Source organism: Delftia sp. Cs1-4 (assembly GCF_000214395.1).
Taxonomy (GTDB): domain Bacteria; phylum Pseudomonadota; class Gammaproteobacteria; order Burkholderiales; family Burkholderiaceae_C; genus Comamonas; species Comamonas acidovorans.
On sequence record NC_015563.1, the window covers coordinates 6,128,404 to 6,147,580 of the forward strand.

Consider the following 19,177-nt stretch of genomic DNA (forward strand, 5'->3'; position numbering starts at 1 on the left):
TCCAGTCGATGTGAACGTCGCGCATCAGGCATGGAGCGGCGGCAGGCTCCTGCCTAGAATTTGTCCCACAACAGCAAGGACAACGGGAGGGAGACAAGGCCATGAACAGCCCCGCCAGCGGACAACACGGTCGTGCCCGCATCGCCGTGGAGAGCCGGTCCATCGACTGCATTCCCGACAGCGAGCGCCATGCGCGGCTCGCCGACCAGGGGCCGTTCTGGTTCCTGGGCAACTTCCACTTCTTCACGCTTTCCATCGGCTTCGTCGGCCCGTCGCTGGGGCTCTCGGCGCCCTGGAGCGCCCTGGCCGGCACGCTAGGCATCATATTCGGCACGCTGTTCATGGCGCTGCACGGCGCGCAGGGGCCGCAGCTGGGGCTGCCGCAGATGATCCAGTCGCGCGCGCAGTTCGGCTTTCGCGGCGTCACCCTGCCGCTGTGCGCCACGCTGCTCGTGTTCACGGGGTTCAACGTCGTCAACGTCTCGCTCATCATGCAGGGCATGCAGGCCGTGTTCGGCCTGCCGCCAGCGCCCACGGCCTGCGTGGCCGTGGCGGTAGGCGCCTTGCTGGCGGTCTGCGGCCACGATGTGATGCACAGGGCCTTCCGCTGCGCGCTGATGCTGGCACTGCCGCTGTATGCGCTGGCCACGCTGGCGTTGCTGGCAGGCATGGGCGAGCCCGCCTTGCACGTTCGGCCGGAGCCATTGCCAGGATTCGCATGGAGCGCCTTTGCCGCGCAGTTCACCATCGCGGCCAGCTACAACATCTCCTATGCGCCCTATGTGTCCGACTATTCGCGCTACCTGCCGCGCCATACCGAGCCCCGGCGCCTGATCGCGGCCATCTTCCTGGGCGCCTCGCTGTCCGGGGCCTGGATGATCGGGCTGGGCGCGTGGATGGCGCAGCGGCTGCAGGCCGGCGACGCGCTGGCGGCGCTGGGACGGATCGGCACCGGCCTGTTCCCGGGCGCGGACCGGCTGCTGCCTGTCCTGGCCGTCGTGGCCTTCGTGCCCATCATCGCCCTCAACACCTACAGCGCGGCGCTGACCGTGCTCACGGCGGCGGATTCGCTGGGCGGCCTGCGCCCCACACGCAGTGCACGCGGTGCATGCGGTGCACGCGAAGCACTCGGCACACTCGGCGCACGCATCGGTGCCATCGCCGCCATCAGCGCCACCATCCTCGCGTGCGTGCTGTCCATCCAGGGCAGCGGCGTGGCATTGCTGCATTCCTTCCTGGCGCTGCTGCTGTACTTCCTGGTGCCGTGGACGGCGGTCAACCTCGTGGACTACTTCCTGGTGCGCAAGGGCCGCTACGCCATCGCCGATTTCTTCACGCCACAAGGCATCTACGGCGCCTGGGGCTGGCGCGGCATCTGCGCCTATCTGGGCGGCTTTGCGGCCATGGTGCCCTTCTTCCACATCCACGACGCCACGGACGGCCATGCGGTCTTCATCGGCCGGGCTGCGCAGCGGCTGGGCGGCGTGGACTTCGCCTGGCTGCCGGGCATTCTCGTGGCCGGCAGCCTTTACTGGGTGCTGGCCCGCAACCTGGATCTGCAGGCCGAGGAGGCCGCCAGTTGCCAGCCGCGGCAGGACAGCCACCCTTTGCATCTCAAGGAGCGCACACCATGACGGAGTACCGCATCCGCATCATCCAGCCCCGTCTGCGCGACGGCGACATTGCCGGCAACCTGGCGATGACGCTGAAGACGATCAGGGCCAGCGCGGGTCAGGCCGACCTGCTGGTCTTTCCCGAAACCTGCATCAGCGGATTTCCCCGGCCGGACAACGTGGCGCAGCTGGCAGAGCCGCTGGATGGCCCCTCGGCCACTGCGCTGCGCGAGGCCGCGCGGCAAGCCGGCGTGGCCGTCGCCATCGGCCTGGCCGAAGCGGACCGGGGCCGCCACTTCAATGCCGGCCTGCTGATTGATGCCGACGGGCAGGTGCTGCTGCACTACCGCAAGTCCATGCTCTACGACTCGGACCACGGGGTCTTCGAGGCCGGGGATCGCCAGCCCGTCTGCACATGGCGCGGCCTGCGAGTGGGACTGCTGATCTGCTTCGACATCGAGTTTCCGGTACCGGCCCGCGCCCTGGGCGTGCAGGGCGTGGACCTGATCGTGCTGATGGACGGGATGATGCACCCCCACGGCCACATCCATCGCCACGCCGTGCCCGTGCGCGCCATGGACAACCAGTGCTACATCGCCATGGCCAACCGCGCCGGTCCCGGCGACAGCTACGCCTTCTGCGGCGAAAGCCAGTTCGCCGATCCCTTCGGCCAGACGCTGGCGCGCATCGCGGGCGATGCCGAGGGCCTGCTGGACGTGCGCCTGGACCCTCTGGCGCCCGGCCGAGCGCGTGCGCAGTACCGGGGCTGACGAGCGCCGAGGCGCTGCAGTGTCTCGGTCATCGCGGTCATCTGTGTCGGTTGTATGACAGCAATGTCACCATCCTGTGGGGCTGGTGTGGGCACGTGATTTCTACATTGGAGTCCTCTCCTCGGCGTTCCGCATCGCGGGGCGTGGGGAGAACGAATTACCAACGTGCCTGAAAGGAATCACATCATGTCGCAACGCCGCTTCACCCCCGCCACCCTCATCGCCGGCCTGGCCGCATCGGCAGCGCTGCTGCTGCCCGGCATGGCATCGGCGGCCGGATATATCCACCCGGCCAACAACGAGGCGGGCGCCGTCGTCCACCCCGAGCATTTCAAGAGCAGCAAGACACGCGCCCAGGTGATTGCCGACGCCGAGGCAGCCGTGCGCCAGGGCGGCACCTCGCGCTTCAATGCCAGCGTCTATCCGGCTCCCGCACCGCAGACCGGCGCGGGCAAGACACGCCAGGAAGTGATCAATGAACTGATCAACGAAACGCCTGCCCAGCGCGATGCACGCCAGCGTGCCATGGGTGGCTGATGCGCAGGCGGGGCCCGTGCCCCGCAGGTGCCGGATCAATGCAAACCCGACGCGCCGCCTGGCTACGAGCCTGCGGCGCGTTCCGCTTCCTCGGCATCATGGGCGCGCGCAATGGCCAGGATCACGTCGCGCGCCAGCCGGCGCTTGGGCACGGGAAGGCGCAGGTAGATCTTGAACAGCTCGTTGTCCTCGTAGCCCAGGCCTGCGGACCAGGCGCTCTTGGGTTCGCGCACCTCGCGAACCTGCTGCGGCGAGCGCAGGAACTCCTCCAGCGGCACCTGCAGCCAGTCGGCCAGCGCAGCGAGTTTCTTGGCGTTGGGCATGGTCTTGCCGACCAGCCAAAGGCGCACGCCGTGCTGGGACATGGGCTTGCCCCAGAAACGGGAATTGAACTCGTGCTCCAGCACGGCAGGCCTGGCTTCATAGCCCTGGGCCTGCATTGAATCACGTAATTTTTGAGCAAACCGCTGCTTTGCATCCTGCATGCGCGAACGCTATGGGATTGGTCTGATTGAGATGTGAGTATTGATAAAAATCACATCTCTTTTTGATTGATAGTTAATATCAACCATCGATCTGGAAATCACATGCACGGGGGAGCAAATGCGTTGGCAACGAGTGTGGCTGCTGCCCTCGAGCCTTGTACTGGTGCTGGGCGGTTGCGGCGGCGACGACGGTGATGTCCTGGCGGTCCAGGCCGCATCCTGGGGCGGTGCATCGGGGGTCTCGATAGGCCAAGTGCTCCAGGAGAGGAACGCATGCGCGCGCAGTGCATGGCGCAGCGTGGGCGATGGAAGCGGCGGGCGCATCGTCGAGTACACCTGCGAGAGATCAGGCACGCATGGATATCTGCAGCTGCGTCTGCGCCAGGATGCCGAGCAGCTGCAGCAAGCGGCCGATGGCGAGCAGGCGCGGTTCGAGGCCCGGCTGCGTGGCGGCTGGCGCGAATTGCTGATGCTGGAGCGCCAGCGCCAGGAGATGCTGGGTCGCCATCGGCTTGAGGCGCAGAAGGACGCGGAACGCATGCGCCTGCACCTGGAAGACCTGCGCATGCTGGAGGAAATGACAGACTGCCGCAGCTTCCGTCCGCAAGGGCTGGGCGCCGAAGCAGCTCCGCAGCGGCTGGTGCTGGCCGCCGACGCTTGCGTGCGTTCCGGGCGCCCCGCCGAGCCGGTCTACGCACGCGAACGCAAGCAGACGCTGGAGCGCATGCGTGCAGCCCTGCCGCGCTACGACGAGGCCCGGCTGGGGCGCGAGGCGGCTCTGCGGGCACTGGAGCGCACGCTAGAGCAGCAGGAGGCGGCGCTGCGCAGACTGGAGGAGGACCGGCCCGAGACAGGGGAGCGCATCCGCAGATCCCTGGCCGAGCGGCTGGAGGCAATGCGCCTGCGGCTGAACCAGGTCGGCCGTGTGCGCGAACTCACGCGCTGGAGCGTGGCCGGCGCGCGCGTGGCCTACCTGGACACCGCCTTGGCGATGGAATGCGGCTTGCGCACCCTGTCCCATGCCGTACCACTGGAGGCCATGATCGAAGACCTGGCGGAGGACCTGGCCGTGCCCCGGCAGGAGGCTGCGCTGGCCCGCGCGCTCGATGGGCTGTGGCTGCGCTGCCTGCAGCAGCCGTGACCAGCGGGTTGCATGGTGCTCGTTGCAGGGCGCCGGTTGCACCGCGCCCGTTGCACGTCGCCGGTTGCACCGCGCCCGTTGCACTGCGCCTCAGAATCTCGGCAGGTCCGGGTGGGAGATCTGGCCGCCGCGCACCAGCATCTTTCCGTACTCGGCGCAGCGGTTGAGCGTGGGAATCACCTTGCCGGGGTTGAGCAGGGCCTGCGGGTCGAAGGCGGCCTTGAGCGCGAACATCTGGTCGTTCTCGGCTGTGGTGAACTGGGTGCACATGGAGTTGAGCTTTTCCACGCCCACGCCATGCTCGCCCGTGACCGTGCCGCCCATGGCCACGCTGGTCTCCAGGATGTCGGCGCCGAACAGCTCGCAGCGGTGCAGCTCGTCGGGGTCGTTGGCATCGAACAGGATCAGCGGGTGCAGGTTGCCGTCGCCCGCGTGGAAGACGTTGGCGCAGCGCAGGCCGTATTTCTTTTCCATCTCCTGGATGGCCAGCAGGATGTCGGCCAGGCGCTTGCGCGGGATGGTGGAGTCCATGCACATGTAGTCGGGGCTGATGCGCCCGCTGGCGGGAAAGGCGTTCTTGCGCCCGCTCCAGAAGCGCAGGCGCTCGGCCTCGCTTTCGCTGACGGTGATGGCCGTGGCCCCGGCGCCGCGCAGCACTTCGCTCATGTGGGCGATCTCTTCCTCGACTTCCTCGGGCGTGCCGTCGCTCTCGCACAGCAGGATGGCCTCGGCCGTGAGGTCGTAGCCGGCCTTGACGAAGTCCTCGACGGCGGCCGTCATGGGCTTGTCCATCATCTCCAGCCCGGCCGGGATGATGCCGGCCGCGATCACGGCGGCCACGGCGTCGCCGGCCTTGCGCACGTCGTCGAAGCTGGCCATGATGCAGCGCGCCAGCTGGGGCTTGGGGATCAGGCGCACGGTGACTTCGGTGGTCACGGCCAGCATGCCCTCGCTGCCGACCAGGATGGCCAGCAGGTCGAAGCCCGGCGTGTCCAGTGCCGTGGAGCCGAACTCCACCGGCTCGCCCTCCACGGTGAAGCCGCGCACCTTGAGCACGTTGTGCACCGTCAGCCCGTACTTGAGGCAGTGCACGCCGCCCGAGTTCTCGGCCACGTTGCCGCCGATGGTGCAGGCGATCTGGCTGCTGGGATCGGGCGCGTAGTACAGGCCGAAGGGCGCGGCGGCCTCGCTGATGGCCAGGTTGCGCACGCCGCACTGCACCACGGCCGTGCGGCTGGCCGCATCGACCTGCAGGATCTTGTTGAACTTGGCCAGCGACAGCGTCACGCCCATGGGATGGGGCAAGGCACCGCCCGACAGCCCGGTGCCCGCGCCGCGCGCGATCACGGGCACCTGGATAGCGTGGCAGGCTCGCAGCACGGCCTGGACCTGGGCCTCGGTCTCGGGCAGGCAGACCACCAGCGGGCGCTGGCGGTAGGCCGTGAGGCCGTCGCATTCATAGGGCGTGGTGTCCTCGGCATTCCACAGCAGGGCGTGGGCGGGCACATGGCGGGCCAGCGCGGCCACGACCTCGGCCTGGCGCCGTGCGCGCTCGGAGACTGTGGGCTGCTGGTGGGCCGCATCGGCGGCGGCCGACGCCATGGCGCCGGGAGCGAGGCTGGCTGGGGAGCTGGCGGAAGTCATGGAGCCTGACTTTAGGCGATGCCGCCGTCTTTGTGCAGCGGGGCTGCGCTGATGTTTATTGCAACGGCGCGTGAAATCCGTGAAATCAGTTATGGGCGCCTCAGCAGGCCATCGCCCTCTTCAACCATTCAGCAAAGGCCGCGCATTCCCAGCGGTCCATCGTGCCGGTGCGCCAGCACAGGTAGTGGGCATGGGGGCTGGCCGTGTCCACGTCGAACAGGCGCACCAGGGTGCCGTTGTCCAGCCAGGGCGCGCCCAGCTTGTGGCGCACCAGGGCGATGCCCATGCCGGCCGAGGCCGCGTCGCACATCAGGCCGATGTCGTTGAACTGCGAGCCCTCGTGCGGCTCGGGCCAGTCCAGGCCGGTGGCGCCGAACCAGGTGCGCCAGGGCTCCAGCGGGCTGCGCAGCAGGGGCATGCCTTCCAGGTCCTGGGGCTGCTCGAAGGGGCCGTGCTCGCGGATGAAGGCCGGCGAGGCCAGCGGCGTGACCACGTCGCGCGCCAGCTCGATGTGCTCCACATCGGCATAGTGGCCGGGGCCGAAGCGCACCATCAGGTCGGCATCCTCGGCCACCACGTCCAGCAGCGGGATGGAGACCTGCAGGGCGATGTCGATCTCGGGGTAGGTTTCCGTGAACTGGCGCAGGCGCGGGATCAGGATCACGCGCGCAAAGGTGGGCGTGACGGCGAGCTTGAGCCTGCGGCGGCCCGGCGCCGTCACCTCGCCCGGAAAGCGCTGCAGCGCGCCCAGGCCCTCGCGCACGTGGGACAGGTAGGCGCTGCCTTCGGTGGTGAGCGAAAAGTCCGAGCGGCCAAACAGCCGCGTGCCCAGGATCTGCTCGAGCTGGCGCACGCGGTGGCTGACGGCGCTGGGCGTGACGCACAGCTCCTCGGCCGTCTGCGTCACGCTGCGCAGCCGCGCCAGCGCCTCGAAAGTGAGCAGGCACTGTATGGGCGGAATGCGGCGGGCGCCGCTGCCGGGCGGGGCAAAGCCGCTGCCGGCGGCAAGGGTCACGTTCGCCATGGGCGGCCGGGAGCCGGCTTCAGCGGAAGACCACGGTCTTGTGGCCGTTGAGGATGACGCGGTGCTCGCTGTGCCACTTGACGGCGCGGGCCAGCACCTGGCTCTCGGTGTCGCGGCCGCGGGCCGTGAGGTCCTCCACGGTGTCGGTGTGGTCGGCGCGGGCCACGTCCTGCTCGATGATCGGGCCTTCGTCCAGGTCGGCCGTCACATAGTGGGCCGTGGCGCCGATCAGCTTCACGCCGCGGTCATGGGCCTGGTAGTAGGGCTTGGCACCCTTGAAGCTGGGCAGGAAGCTGTGGTGGATATTGATCGCGCGGCCCGCCAGCTTGGTGCACAGGTCGTTGGACAGCACCTGCATGTAGCGCGCCAGCACCACGAGTTCGGCGCCTTCGGCCTCGATGATCTCGAACTGCTTTGCCTCGGCCTGGGCCTTGGTGGCAGCCGTGACGGGGATGTGGTGGAAGGGGATGTTGTAGCTGGCCGCCAGCTGGTAGAACTCGCGGTGGTTGCTGATGATGGCGCGGATGTCCACCGGCAGCAGGCCGCTCTTCCAGCGAAACAGCAGGTCGTTGAGGCAGTGGCCTTCCTTGCTGACCATGAGCACGGTCTTCATGGCTTCGGCCTTGGTGTGCAGGCGCCACTTCATCTGGTACTGGCCGCCCAGGTCGGCCAGGGCCGCCCTCAGAGCCGCGGGATCGCAGCCGTTGCAGGCAAATTGCACGCGCATGAAGAACAGTCCGGTGGCCGGGTCGTTATACTGCGCGGCCTCTTCGATGTTGCCGCCTTGCTCGAGCAGAAAGCCCGAGACGGCATGTACCAGACCGAGCCGGTCGGGGCACGAAAGGGTAAGAATATAGGCTTGGGTCATAGCGGCGCAATTGTCGCAGCATGGACACGACCCTGCGCAAGTCACACGTTCTGGGAACGTTCTGAGGAACCACATGCAAGATCAGGGAGAGCAGCCCCGAATACCGCTCTGGGGCGCAATGACCCTGTACGTGTGCGCAGGTCTGCTGTGGCTCTGGGGCGTGGAATGGCTGCTGGCGCACCTGCAGATTCCGCCCGAGGCGGCGGCGCAGCGGCGCATGCTGTCCTCGGTGACCCTGGTGCTGGTCACGGCCGTGGGCGGCGGCTGGCTGCTGTGGCGCATGCGCCGTGGAGAGCGCACTGCCCATGCCGCGATGGCCGCCGGGCGGGAGGCCGACGAACGCCAGCGCCTGGCCGCCGCCGTGGTGGACAACACCATGGAGGGCGTGGTCGTCACCGACGCGCGCAGCCGCATCCTCTCGGTCAACAGCGCCTTCACGCGGCTGCTGGGCTATACCGAGCAGGAGATGCTGGGCAAGACACCGCGCATGTTCAAGTCCGGCCGCCACGACAAGGCCTTCTACGAGGCCATGTGGGACAGCATGCAGGCCACGGGCCACTGGCAGGGCGAGATCTGGAACCGCCGCAAGAACGGCGAGGTCTTCCCCGAGCGCATGTCGCTCAGCGCCGTCAAGGACGCACAGGGCAAGGTCACGCACTACGTGTGCATGTTCACCGACATCTCGGCCGAGAAGGCGCGCGAGGCCCAGCTCGAATTCCTGGCCCACCGCGACATGCTCACCGGCCTGCCCAACAGCGTGCGCTTCACAGCGCTGCTGGAAGACGCCGTGGCCGAGGCGGCCGCCGAGCAGGGCACGCTGGCCGTGATGCTGCTGAACATCGATCGCTTCAAGGACGTCAACGACAGCTACGGCCACGCCATTGGCGACCAGGTGCTGCGCCACATCGCCGCCCGTGTGCACGACTCCCTGGGTCCCCAGGACCTCATAGGTCGCATGGCCGGTGACGAACTGGCCGTGCTGTGCAAGGGCATGAGCGAGCGCGGCGACGCCATCGCCCGCGCACGGCAACTGATCGCGGCGGCCGGCCAGCCCTGGAGCTCGCCGGACGGCCTGTCAGTCATGGCCGGCGTCAGCGTGGGCATCTGCATGTATCCCTCCCACGCCGGCAATGCCCAGGACCTGCTGCAGGGCGCGCACGCCGCCGTCTACGGCGCCAAGTCGCGCAGCGGCCGTGCCTGGTGCTTCTTCGAGGAAGACATGACCTCGGCCGCACGCGAGCGCCTGGCCATGGAGGCACGGCTGCGGCAGGCCATAGACCTGGGCCACCTGCGTCTGTACTTCCAGCCCCAGATCGACCTGGCCACGGGCCGCCTGGTGGGCGCCGAGGCCCTGGTGCGCTGGCTGGACCCGGACGAGGGCCTCATCTCCCCGGCCCGCTTCATTCCCGTGGCCGAAAGCTCGGGCGTCATCGGCGCGCTGGGCCTGTGGGTGCTGCGCGAGGCCTGCGCCCAGGGCCAGCGCTGGCGCGATCAGGGCCTGCCCGAGATGACCATCGCGGTCAATGTCTCGCTGCACCAGTTCCTGCTGACCGACATTGCTGGTGCCACCGCCGACGCGCTGGCCGCCACGGGCTTCGCCCCGCACTGCCTGGAACTGGAGATCACCGAAAGCGCCCTGGCCGAGCGCCCCGAGGAGGCCCTGGCCGTCATGCGCCGCCTGCGCGCCCAGGGCCTGCGGCTGGCCATCGACGACTTCGGCACCGGCTATTCCTCGCTGGCCCACCTCAAGCGCTTTCCGCTGGACCTGCTCAAGATCGACCAGGGCTTCATCCGCGATATCCCGCACAGCGCGGACGACATGGCCATCAGCGGATCGGTGATCGCGCTGGGGCATGCCATGGGGCTCAAGGTTCTGGCCGAGGGCGTGGAGACGGCCGAGCAACTGGCATTCCTGCGCGGCAAGGGGTGCGACTTCTTCCAGGGCTATCTGTGCAGCAAGCCCCTGCCCGCACAGGCGTTTGGGGAGTGGGTGTCGGACAACCAGGGCATGTGGGCCGTGCAGGGCTGATCGCCCGATGCACGGCGGGCCGAGGCCCGGCCCCTGCTCCACCACTCAGGCCAGGGGACCCGAGCGAATCGACGGCAAATCAGGCCAACGCCTCCGCCGGCCCAAAGAATTCATAGCGGACCTGCCCTTCCGGCACTCCCAACACCCGCAATGATTCCTTCACCGACCGCATGAACGGCCGGGGCCCCAGGAAATACACATCGGCATCCACTGAAGGCAGCCACTCACCCAACTGCCGGGCGGTCAGCAGTCCCTGCGCATCGGCCTCATCGCCCTCCTCCACCCGGTCATAGCAGTAGTACCGGCTGAGCTGCGGATGCACTGCGACCAGCGCATCCACACGTTCACGGAAGGCATGAACACCGCGCTCACGCGCGCAGTGGATGAAGACCACGGGACGCTTGCTGGGCAAGGCCGCATCCAGCATGGGCAGGGTCGGCGTGATGCCCACGCCGCCGCTGATCAGCACCAGCGGACGCTCGCCGGGCTGCAGCGTGAAGTGGCCTGCGGGCGGGAACAGCTGCAGCGTGTCGCCGACCTGGACCCGGTCGTGCAGGAAGTTGGAGACCTTGCCACCTGCCTCGCGCTTGACGCTGATGCGCAGGCTGCGGCCATCGGCGGGCGCGGACAGCGAGTAGTTGCGCCGCTGCTCCTGGCCGTCCACCACCAGGCGCAGGCCGATGTACTGGCCGGGCTGGTGGGCGATCACGGGGCCGCCATCGGCCGGCACCAGGTAGAACGAGGTGATCTCGGCGCTTTCCGCCACCTTGTCCTCGACCACGAAGGCACGCTCGCCGCGCCAGCCGCCCTCGGCCGCCGCCGTGCGGTCATAGGCCTGGCGTTCGGCGCCGATCAGGATGTCGGCCAGTTGCTGGTAGGCGGCGCCCCAGGCATCGATGACCTCGTCGGTGGCGATCTCGGCGCCCAGCACTTCGCGGATGGCGCGTAGCAGGCAGGTGCCGACGATGGGGTAGTGCTCGGGCTGCACCTGCAGCGCAACGTGCTTGTTGATGATCTGCGCGGGCAGATCGCCCAGGGCTTCGAGCCGGTCGATGTGCTTGGCGTACATGAGCACGCTATAGGCCAGGGCACGCGGCTGGGCACCGCTTTGCTGGTGGGCCATGTTGAACAGGGCGCGCACCTCGGGGTACTCGCCCAGCATGGTCTGGTAGAAGTGGGTGATCAAAGCCTCGCCGCCGGTTTCAAGCAGCGGGACGGTGGATTGGACGATGGCACGTTGGCGGTCGGTCAGCACGGGAAACTCCTTGGGTACGGGGATGGGCATGCCCGGTGCGATGCCGGGCATGCCTTGACAAAGGCAAGTGCCGTGCCAGGACTGCAGCCCTTGCAGAACAAGGGTTTGGCGTTTCATGCGTCAATATGACCTTCGTCAAAACGAGTCTTTTTGACAGCGATCGCAGTCTTTATGACCACATCCACCGCCCTGCATGCCCTGACCCCTCTGGTGGCCGACCTGGCCCAGGACCTGCCCGAGCGCGAGCGCTTTCGCCGCCTGCTGGCAGCCCTGCGCGCCGTGCTGCCGGCCGATGCCGCCGCCCTGCTGCGGCTGGAGGGCGAGTGGCTGCGGCCCGTGGCCATCGATGGCCTGGTGCCCGATGCGCTGGGCCGGCGCTTTCGCATTGCCGAGCACCCGCGCTTCGCCCAGCTGCTGGCGGCGGGTCAGGCCATGCGCTTTGCGCCCGACAGCCCGCTGCCCGATCCCTATGACGGTCTGGTGGCCCAGGGCCACGGACCGCTGGAGGTGCACGACTGCATGGGCTGCGTGCTGCAGACGGGCGGCCTGCCCTGGGGCCTTCTCACGCTGGACGCGCTGGACCCCGGGCGCTTTGCCGACCCGGCCGCGCTGGCGGCGCTGCAGGCCTTTAGCAACCTGGCGGCGGCCACCGTGACCACGGCCGAGCGGCTGCGCCGGTTGGCGCGCAGTGCGCGCGCCCTGCCCGCGCCCGGCGCCGCCCCGGGGGGCGAGTCATCGCGTCCGCTGATCGGCCAGAGCCCGGCCATGCGCGCGCTGCAAAAGGACATCGCCCTGGTCGCGGCCAGCGACCTCAACGTGCTGATCACGGGCGAGACCGGCACGGGCAAGGAACTGGTGGCCCAGGCCGTGCATGCGCAGTCGGCGCGTGCAGGCCGGGCGCTGGTCAGCATCAACTGCGCGGCCCTGCCCGACAACCTGGTCGAAAGCGAGCTGTTCGGCCATGTGCGCGGCGCCTTCACGGGTGCGCTGTCCGAGCGCAGCGGCAAGTTCGAGCAGGCCGACCAGGGCACGCTGTTCCTGGACGAGGTGGGCGAGCTGTCCCTGCCCGTGCAGGCCAAGCTGCTGCGCGTGCTGCAAAGCGGCCAGCTGCAGCGCCTGGGCTCGGACCGAGAACACCATGTGGACGTGCGCGTGATCGCCGCCACCAACCGCGACCTGGCCGCCGAGGTGGCGGCGGGCCGCATGCGCGCCGATTTCTTCCACCGCCTGAGCGTCTACCCGCTGCGCGTGCCCGCGCTGCGCGAGCGCGACAGCGACGTGCTGATGCTGGCCGGCTTCTTCCTCGAGGAAAACCGTTCGCGCCTGGGCCTGGGCGGACTGCGCCTGCACCCCGCTGCGCAATCGGCCTTGCTGGCCCAGGACTGGCCCGGCAATGTCCGGGAGCTGGAGCACCTCATCAGCCGCGGCGTGCTGCGGGCGCTGAGCCGTGCGCCCTCCACCGCTCCAGCCGGTGGCCGGGCTCGCATGGTCACGCTGGGCCAGGCCGATCTCCGGGATGACGCGCAGCCCCCGGCGACGGCCTCCCCGTCCCTGCCCGTCCCACAGGCCGCATCGCCCGGCGCCAGCCCCCAAGGCCTTCGCGAAGCCGTGGAGAGCTACGAGCGCCACCTGATCGACGCCAGCCTGCAGCGCCACCACGGCAGCTGGGCCGCCGCCGCACGCGAGCTGCAGATGGACCGCGCCAACCTGCAGCGGCTGGCGCGGCGGCTGGGACTGGTCAGGCAGGACGCCTGAGCGACATCAGCCACCCATACCCGCTCACCAGCAGCACCCCCGCCAGCACCATCAGTGCCCCGGCCAGGAAGTTGGGCTCGATGGGCTCGCTGAGCAGCCAGGCACCGAAGACCACGCCGAAGATGGGCGTCATGAAAGAGAACACGCCCAGGCGCGAGGCCAGGTATTGCGTGAGCAGCCAGAACCAGACCAGGAAGCTCACGAAGCAGACCAGCACGGACTGGAAGGCCAGGCCGGCCCAGGCCAGCGGCGTGGGCTCGAAGCGGGTCTGGCCCAGCAGGAAGGCGGCGGGCAGGAGCAGCGCAAAGCCGGTGGCCAGCTGGTAGAGCAGGGTCTGCGCGGCGGGCAGCGATGCCAGCCGCGTGGTGCGGATGGCCACCGTGGTGGCGCCCCAGGCCACACCGGCGGCCAGTGCCAGCAGATCGCCCAGCAGCATGGCGGCGCCGGCTGCCTTCGAAGGCTTGCCGCCGCCCAGGAAGGCCAGCGCTATGCCGGCAAAGGCCAGTGCGATGCCCAGCCATTGCAGCGGCGCCAGGCGCTCCGAGGGCAGCTTCCAGTGCAGGCCCAGCGCCGCGAACACGGGGGCGGAATACAGGAAGACCACCACATGGGCGGCCGAGGTGTGGTTGATGCTCTCGCCCACCAGCAGGAATTCCAGCGCAAACAACGTGCCCACGGCCAGGCCCGGGCGCCAGCTGCCGTCGCCCCACTGCACGCGCATGCCGCGCCAGCGCATGAACAGCCACACCAGCACGGCGCCCACGCCCGAGCGCAGCGCGATCTGCAGCGTGGGCGCAATGGCATCGGCCGTGGCCTTGAGCAGGATCTGCTGCAGGCTCCAGATCAGGCACAGCATGAGCATCAGCGCGGCGGCGCGCGCGTCCAGCGGTTTGCGTGAATCCACGGCATATCCCTTTCAACGACCGTAAAAAAGCCGGCCCGCAGGCCGGCTTTGCATCAAGCGGGGGCTGGCCCGGCCAGCGGGCCGGCCATCACTTGATGCCCAGCAGTTCCACCTCGAAGTTCAGCGTAGCGTTGGGCGGGATCACGCTGCCCGCGCCACGGCTGCCGTAGGCGATGGAGGGCGGGCAGGTCAGCTTGGCCTTGCCACCGACCTTCATCTTCTGCACGCCTTCGGTCCAGCAGGGAATCACGCCGGTCAAGGGGAACTCGATGGGCTGGCCACGCGTGATGGAGCTGTCGAAGTCCTTGCCCGTGTCGGGGAAGTAGCCGCGGTAGTGCACGCGCACCGTGTCGCTGGCCTTGGGGCTGGCGCCCGTGCCTTCCTTGAGGCTTTCATAGACCAGGCCGCTGGCCGTGGTGACGGGCTGGGCCGCATGGGCCGCCACGCCGGTGAATGCGGCGAGCATCAGGCCGCAGGAGGCGGCCAGGGTGGTGAGGGTCTTGTTCATGAGGGTTCTTTCAATGCAATGTTTGCAGCGGGTTCACGCCTTGGCGGGGACACCGATATCGTCCAGCGCTTTGGCGATGTGGCCGACGGTGCGGTCCACGTTGTGCCATTTTTCCAGGCCGAACAGGCCGATGCGGAAGGTCTTGAAGTCCGGGCCTTCGTCGCACTGCAGGGGCACGCCCGAGGCGGTCTGCAGGCCGGCTTCCATGAACTTCTTGCCGCTCTGGATGCCGGGGTCGGTGGTGTAGCTGACCACGACGCCGGGGGCCTTCCAGCCTTCGGCCGCCACGCTGGGAAAGCCGCGCGATTCCAGCAGGGCGCGCACCTTGGCGCCCAGGGCGATCTGCTCGTCGCGCACCTTGGCGAAGCCGTAGGCACGCGTCTCCAGCATCACGTCGCGCAGGCGGACCAGGGCGTCGGTGGGCATGGTGGTGTGGTAGGCGTGCTGGCCTTTTTCGTAGCCCTCGGCGATCTGCATCCACTTCTTGAGGTCGCAGGAGAAGCTGGAGCTTTGCGTGTGCTCGATGGCTTCGCGCGCACGCTGCGAGAGCATGACCATGGCGCAGCACGGCGAGCTGCTCCAGCCCTTTTGCGGCGCGCTGATCAGCACGTCCACGCCGGTCTTTTCCATGTCCACCCACATGGCGCCCGAGGCCACGCAGTCCAGCACGAAGAGCGCGCCCACCTCGTGCGCGGCATCGGCCACGGTGCGCAGGTAGCTGTCGCTCAGCAGGATGCCGCTGGCCGTCTCCACATGGGGGGCGAACACGACCTTGGGTTTTTCAGTGCGGATGGCGGCGGCCACGTCCTCGGCCGCGCAGGGCGCCCAGGGGTCCTGGCTGCCCGGTCCCTGGCGACGCGCCTTGCAGACCACGGCGCCACCGCCCAGGCCGCCTTCCTCGAAGATCTGGGTCCAGCGGTAGCTGAACCAGCCGTTGCGCACGATGAGCACCTTTTCGCGGTTGGCGAACTGGCGCGCCACGGCCTCCATGCCGAAGGTGCCGCTGCCCGGCACCAGCACGGCCGTGTGGGCGTGGTAGACCTCCTGCAGCGTGGTGAGGATGTCCTGCATCACGCCCGCGAAGCGCTTGGACATGTGGTTGAGCGCGCGGTCGGTGTAGACCACCGAGAATTCGAGCAGGCCGTCGGGATCGATATCGGGCAGAAGTCCGGGCATGGGGAGTCTCCAGAGGCAGCGGGGCCTGCACCGCAGGCCCGCCATCATGTTCGTCGGAAAGGCGGCCAGCTTAGCATGCCGTCCGTGGCGTTTTCAGGGCCTACCAGGTGTCCACGAAGCCGGCTTGGGCAGGCGCAACGCGCGCCCCTGCCAGGCCGCGCGACAGCCAGGCGCGCGTGTCGGCGGGGTCGATGACGGCGTCGATCTCCAGCGTGCCGGCCATGTGCATGGCCTCGCCGTGGGCGTACTGCTGGGCCAGCAGCCGGTCGAACAGGGCGTTGCGTTCGGCGCCCTCGGGCAGGGCCTCCAGTTCCTTGCGGAAGCCCAGGCGCACGGCGCCTTCCAGACCCATGGCACCGAACTCGCCCGTGGGCCAGGCCACGTTGAACACCGGCGCATGGAAGCTGCCGGCCGTCATGCCCATGGCCCCCAGGCCGTAGCCCTTGCGCAGCACCACGCTGAAATACGGCACGCGCAGCTTGGCCGCCGTGACGAACAGGCGGCTGACATGGCGCACCTGGGCCGTCTTCTCGATCTCGGGGCCAACCATGAAGCCGGGCGTGTCCACCAGGCTCACGATGGGCAGGCCATGGGCATTGCACAGCTGCATGAAGCGCGCGGCCTTGTCGGCCGCATCGGCGTCGATCGCGCCGCCCAGGTGCGAGGGGTTGTTGGCCATCAGCCCCACGGGCCGGCCTTCGATGCGCGCCAGCGCCGTGTGGATGCCTGCACCAAAGCCCGTGCGCAGCATCAGCAGGCTGCCTTCGTCCACCAGATGCGCCATGGCCGCACGCGTGTCATAGGCACGCAGCCGGTTCTCGGGCACCACATGGCGCAGGGCGCGCGTGTCGGGCGCGGTCCACTCCGTGGTGCGGCCCTGGAAGAAGGAAAGGTAGTGGCGCGCGGCGGCCACGGCTTCGGCCTCGTCCTCGACCAGCACGTCGATCACGCCATTGGCATGCTGCACGCTGCTGGGCCCGATCTGCTCGGGCCGGAAGACGCCCAGCCCGCCGCCCTCGATCATGGCCGGCCCGCCCATGCCGATGCAACTGGCGCGCGTGGCGATGATCACGTCGCTGCAGCCCAGCAAGGCCGCGTTGCCCGCAAAGCAGCGGCCATGGGTGATGCCGATCACCGGCACCTGGCCCGACAGGGCCGCATAGGCCGCAAAGGTGTGCACATGCAGGCCCGCGACCACGGGCGTGTCGGTGTCACCGGGCCGCCCGCCGCCGCCTTCGGCGAACAGCACCACGGGCAGCTTCTGGGCCAGCGCAATGCCCAGCATGCGGTCGGTCTTGGCATGGTTGCGCGCGCCCTGGGTGCCCGCCAGCACGGTGGCGTCATAGGACATGACGACGGCGCGCGAGCGCTCCTGGCCGAACTGCGCGCCGTTGATGGAGCCCATGCCCGTGACCATGCCGTCGGCCGGCGTGTTGGCAATCAGGTCGTCCATGCTGCGCCGGCGCGTCTGCGCGGCAATGGCCAGCGCACCGTATTCGATGAAGCTGCCTGCGTCGCAGAGGTCGGCGATGTTCTCGCGCGCGCTGCGGCTGCCCTGGGCATGGCGTTTGGCCATGGCCTCGGGCCGGGCGGCATCGCGCGTGAAGGCATGGCGGTCGATGACGCGCTGCAGGTCGGCGCGGATGTGGTCCGGGTCCTGTGCGGACTGCTGCGCGCGTGCGTCGGCCTGCACGCCTTCGGCGGCGGCCAGCACCAGCAGGGGCTGGTCCTGGGCCACATAGGCACCGGCCTCGGCCAGCAGTCGGGTGATGGTGCCGGCCTGCGGCGCCAGCAGCACATGCTCCATCTTCATGGCTTCGAGCACGCCCAGCTCGGCGCCTGCGGCCACGGCATCGCCCACGGCCACGCTCCACTGCACGATGCGCGCGGGCATGGGGGCCGTGATGGCGCCTTCGGGGACGGGCGCGCCAGCAGCCTCGGCCGCCGCCGGAACCTCGGTGGCCACAGCCGTGCGGCGCGCGCCTTCGGCCAACACCTGGGCGTCCGCCACCAACTCGGGAAGGGCCTCTTCAAGCCAGCGTGTGTGCACGGCCTGCGATGCCATCTCGGGCCGCCGGGCCAGCGCCTGCAGCAGCGGCAGATTGGTGGCCAGCCCGTCGATGTGGCATTCGTCCAGCGCGCGACGTGCGCGGCGAAGCACGTCTTCAAAGCGCGGCGCGCTGCTGTGCACGATGAGCTTGGCCAGCAGCGTGTCGTAGTGCGGCGAGGGGCTGGCGCCCGCCACCGCATGCGTGTCGATGCGGATGCCGGGCCCGGCCGGCCACTGCAGCGCGCCTATGCGCCCGCTGCCGGGGCGCGACTGGCCTGCGGCATCCAGCGTCTCGGCATTGATGCGCCACTGCATGGCATAGCCGCGCGGCGCGGGCGGTGTCCTGGCATCCAGGCCCAGCTCGCCCAGGTGATCGCCGGCCGCAATGCGGATCTGGGCTTGCACCAGGTCGATGCCGAAGACCTCCTCGGTGATGGTGTGCTCGACCTGCAGGCGCGGGTTGGCCTCGATGAAGACATAGGGCAGGGAGTCGGAGGCCGCATCGACCAGGAATTCGAAGGTGCCCAGGCTCTCGTAGCCGATCTCGGCGGCCATGCGCAGCGCGTCGCGCGTGATGCGCTCGCGCAGCGGCTGCGCCAGGCTGGGGCTGGGCGCGATCTCCACCAGCTTCTGGAAGCGCCGCTGCAGCGTGCATTCGCGCTCACCCAGCGCAATGGGGCCTGCGCCGCCGTCGCCCAGGATCTGCACCTCGATATGGCGTGCGCCCGTCATCAGCCGCTCCACATAGACGCCGTCCACGCCGAAGGCGGCGCGCGCCTCGCTGCGGCAGCGCTCATAGGCGGAAGGCAGGTCCTCGGCGCGCGCCACGGCACGCATGCCGCGCCCGCCGCCGCCGCCGATGGCCTTGACCATGATGCCGCTGGCACCCCCGGCCTGCTGCGCCTCGAAGAAGGCCTGGGCCTGTTCCAGCGTGACAGCCTCGCTGCTGCCCGGCATCAGCGGCACGCCGCAGCGGCGCGCCAGATCGCGTGCGCGGGCCTTGTCGCCCAGCAGCGCCAGATGAGCGGGCGTGGGGCCGATGAAGCGCAGACCCGCATCGGCACAGGCCTGGGCAAAGCCCGCGTTCTCGCTGAGAAAGCCGTAGCCCGGATGGATGCCGTCGCAGCCGTGCTCGCGCGCAATGCGCAGCAGGTGGGCGCCGTCCAGGTAGGCCGAGGGGCCGCTGGCGCCCAGGGGCACGGCTGCATCGGCAGCGGATACATGGGGCGCCTGCGCATCGTCTGCGGCATAGACGGCCAGGCTCGGCACACCCAGCTCGCGCAGCGCGCGCACGATACGCAGCGCGATCTCGCCGCGGTTGGCAATCAGGATCTTCTGGAACATGGGTAAAAGGTCCGGTATCAATGGTCAACAGCGTTTGCAACTGGCGCCCTCAAATGCAAGGGGCACCGAGGAAG

15 protein-coding genes are annotated in these 19,177 nt (G+C 69.1%); 6 read left to right on the forward strand and 9 right to left on the reverse strand.

What is annotated here, in order from left to right; all coding sequences use genetic code 11:
• Window positions 1-101: 101 nt before the first annotated feature.
• The 3 genes from DELCS14_RS26865 (at window position 102) to DELCS14_RS26875 (ending at window position 2,920) form a co-directional block, all read left to right on the forward strand.
• Window positions 102-1,634 carry a cytosine permease gene (locus DELCS14_RS26865; protein ID WP_013804413.1) on the forward strand — a complete coding sequence of 511 codons (1,533 nt, stop codon included), beginning with the start codon at window positions 102-104 and terminating at the stop codon, window positions 1,632-1,634.
• Entirely contained in the window at window positions 1,631-2,383 is a 753-nt protein-coding gene (locus DELCS14_RS26870; protein WP_013804414.1) for a carbon-nitrogen hydrolase family protein, read from the forward strand. The genes DELCS14_RS26865 and DELCS14_RS26870 overlap by 4 nt, the downstream gene beginning before the upstream one ends.
• Before the next feature lie 186 nt (window positions 2,384-2,569).
• Window positions 2,570-2,920: a DUF4148 domain-containing protein gene (locus DELCS14_RS26875; RefSeq protein WP_012203017.1), complete on the forward strand. Its 351-nt coding sequence runs from the start codon at window positions 2,570-2,572 to the stop codon at window positions 2,918-2,920.
• Between the two features lie 62 nt (window positions 2,921-2,982).
• Here the strand turns inward: DELCS14_RS26875 and DELCS14_RS26880 are convergent, their stop codons facing one another.
• On the reverse strand, window positions 2,983-3,405 hold the full coding sequence (locus DELCS14_RS26880; RefSeq protein WP_013804415.1) for a hypothetical protein: 423 nt from the start codon (window positions 3,403-3,405) through the stop codon (window positions 2,983-2,985).
• Between the two features lie 118 nt (window positions 3,406-3,523).
• On the opposite strand from DELCS14_RS26880, the gene DELCS14_RS26885 reads away from it, so the two are divergent.
• Window positions 3,524-4,546 carry a hypothetical protein gene (locus DELCS14_RS26885; protein WP_013804416.1) on the forward strand — a complete coding sequence of 341 codons (1,023 nt, stop codon included), beginning with the start codon at window positions 3,524-3,526 and terminating at the stop codon, window positions 4,544-4,546.
• A 90-nt stretch (window positions 4,547-4,636) separates the two neighbouring features.
• Here the strand turns inward: DELCS14_RS26885 and DELCS14_RS26890 are convergent, their stop codons facing one another.
• The 3 genes from DELCS14_RS26890 to purU all read right to left on the reverse strand — a co-directional run bounded on the left by DELCS14_RS26890 (window position 4,637) and on the right by purU (window position 8,082).
• Window positions 4,637-6,148 (reverse strand): FAD-linked oxidase C-terminal domain-containing protein, encoded by a 1,512-nt coding sequence (locus tag DELCS14_RS26890; protein WP_013804417.1) that lies wholly within the window; start codon window positions 6,146-6,148, stop codon window positions 4,637-4,639.
• Between the two features lie 142 nt (window positions 6,149-6,290).
• Complete coding sequence (locus tag DELCS14_RS26895; protein ID WP_012203013.1) at window positions 6,291-7,214, reverse strand: LysR substrate-binding domain-containing protein; 924 nt, start codon at window positions 7,212-7,214, stop codon at window positions 6,291-6,293.
• 19 nt (window positions 7,215-7,233) lie between these two features.
• The gene (gene purU / locus DELCS14_RS26900; protein WP_013804418.1) at window positions 7,234-8,082 is read right to left on the reverse strand and encodes a formyltetrahydrofolate deformylase; all 849 of its coding nucleotides are present in this window, start codon (window positions 8,080-8,082) and stop codon (window positions 7,234-7,236) included.
• A 73-nt stretch (window positions 8,083-8,155) separates the two neighbouring features.
• On the opposite strand from purU, the gene DELCS14_RS26905 reads away from it, so the two are divergent.
• Complete coding sequence (locus tag DELCS14_RS26905) at window positions 8,156-10,111, forward strand: EAL domain-containing protein (RefSeq protein WP_013804419.1); 1,956 nt, start codon at window positions 8,156-8,158, stop codon at window positions 10,109-10,111.
• A 79-nt stretch (window positions 10,112-10,190) separates the two neighbouring features.
• On the opposite strand, the gene hmpA is transcribed toward DELCS14_RS26905, so the two are convergent.
• Window positions 10,191-11,417 (reverse strand): NO-inducible flavohemoprotein, encoded by a 1,227-nt coding sequence (hmpA, locus tag DELCS14_RS26910; RefSeq protein ID WP_013804420.1) that lies wholly within the window; start codon window positions 11,415-11,417, stop codon window positions 10,191-10,193.
• Window positions 11,418-11,537: 120 nt separating this feature from the next.
• On the opposite strand from hmpA, the gene norR reads away from it, so the two are divergent.
• Window positions 11,538-13,121, forward strand: a complete 1,584-nt coding sequence (gene norR, locus DELCS14_RS26915; protein WP_013804421.1) for a nitric oxide reductase transcriptional regulator NorR — start codon at window positions 11,538-11,540, stop codon at window positions 13,119-13,121.
• On the opposite strand, the gene DELCS14_RS26920 is transcribed toward norR, so the two are convergent.
• From DELCS14_RS26920 to DELCS14_RS26935, 4 genes are all read right to left on the reverse strand, one after another.
• On the reverse strand, window positions 13,105-14,025 hold the full coding sequence (locus DELCS14_RS26920; protein WP_013804422.1) for a DMT family transporter: 921 nt from the start codon (window positions 14,023-14,025) through the stop codon (window positions 13,105-13,107). The two genes, norR and DELCS14_RS26920, sit on opposite strands and share 17 nt — an antisense overlap.
• A gap of 88 nt (window positions 14,026-14,113) precedes the next feature.
• Complete coding sequence (locus DELCS14_RS26925; protein ID WP_013804423.1) at window positions 14,114-14,533, reverse strand: FKBP-type peptidyl-prolyl cis-trans isomerase; 420 nt, start codon at window positions 14,531-14,533, stop codon at window positions 14,114-14,116.
• A 33-nt stretch (window positions 14,534-14,566) separates the two neighbouring features.
• Entirely contained in the window at window positions 14,567-15,709 is a 1,143-nt protein-coding gene (locus DELCS14_RS26930; protein ID WP_013804424.1) for an aminotransferase class V-fold PLP-dependent enzyme, read from the reverse strand.
• 100 nt (window positions 15,710-15,809) lie between these two features.
• Window positions 15,810-19,103, reverse strand: a complete 3,294-nt coding sequence (locus DELCS14_RS26935) for a carboxyl transferase domain-containing protein (protein ID WP_013804425.1) — start codon at window positions 19,101-19,103, stop codon at window positions 15,810-15,812.
• Window positions 19,104-19,177: the final 74 nt, after the last annotated feature.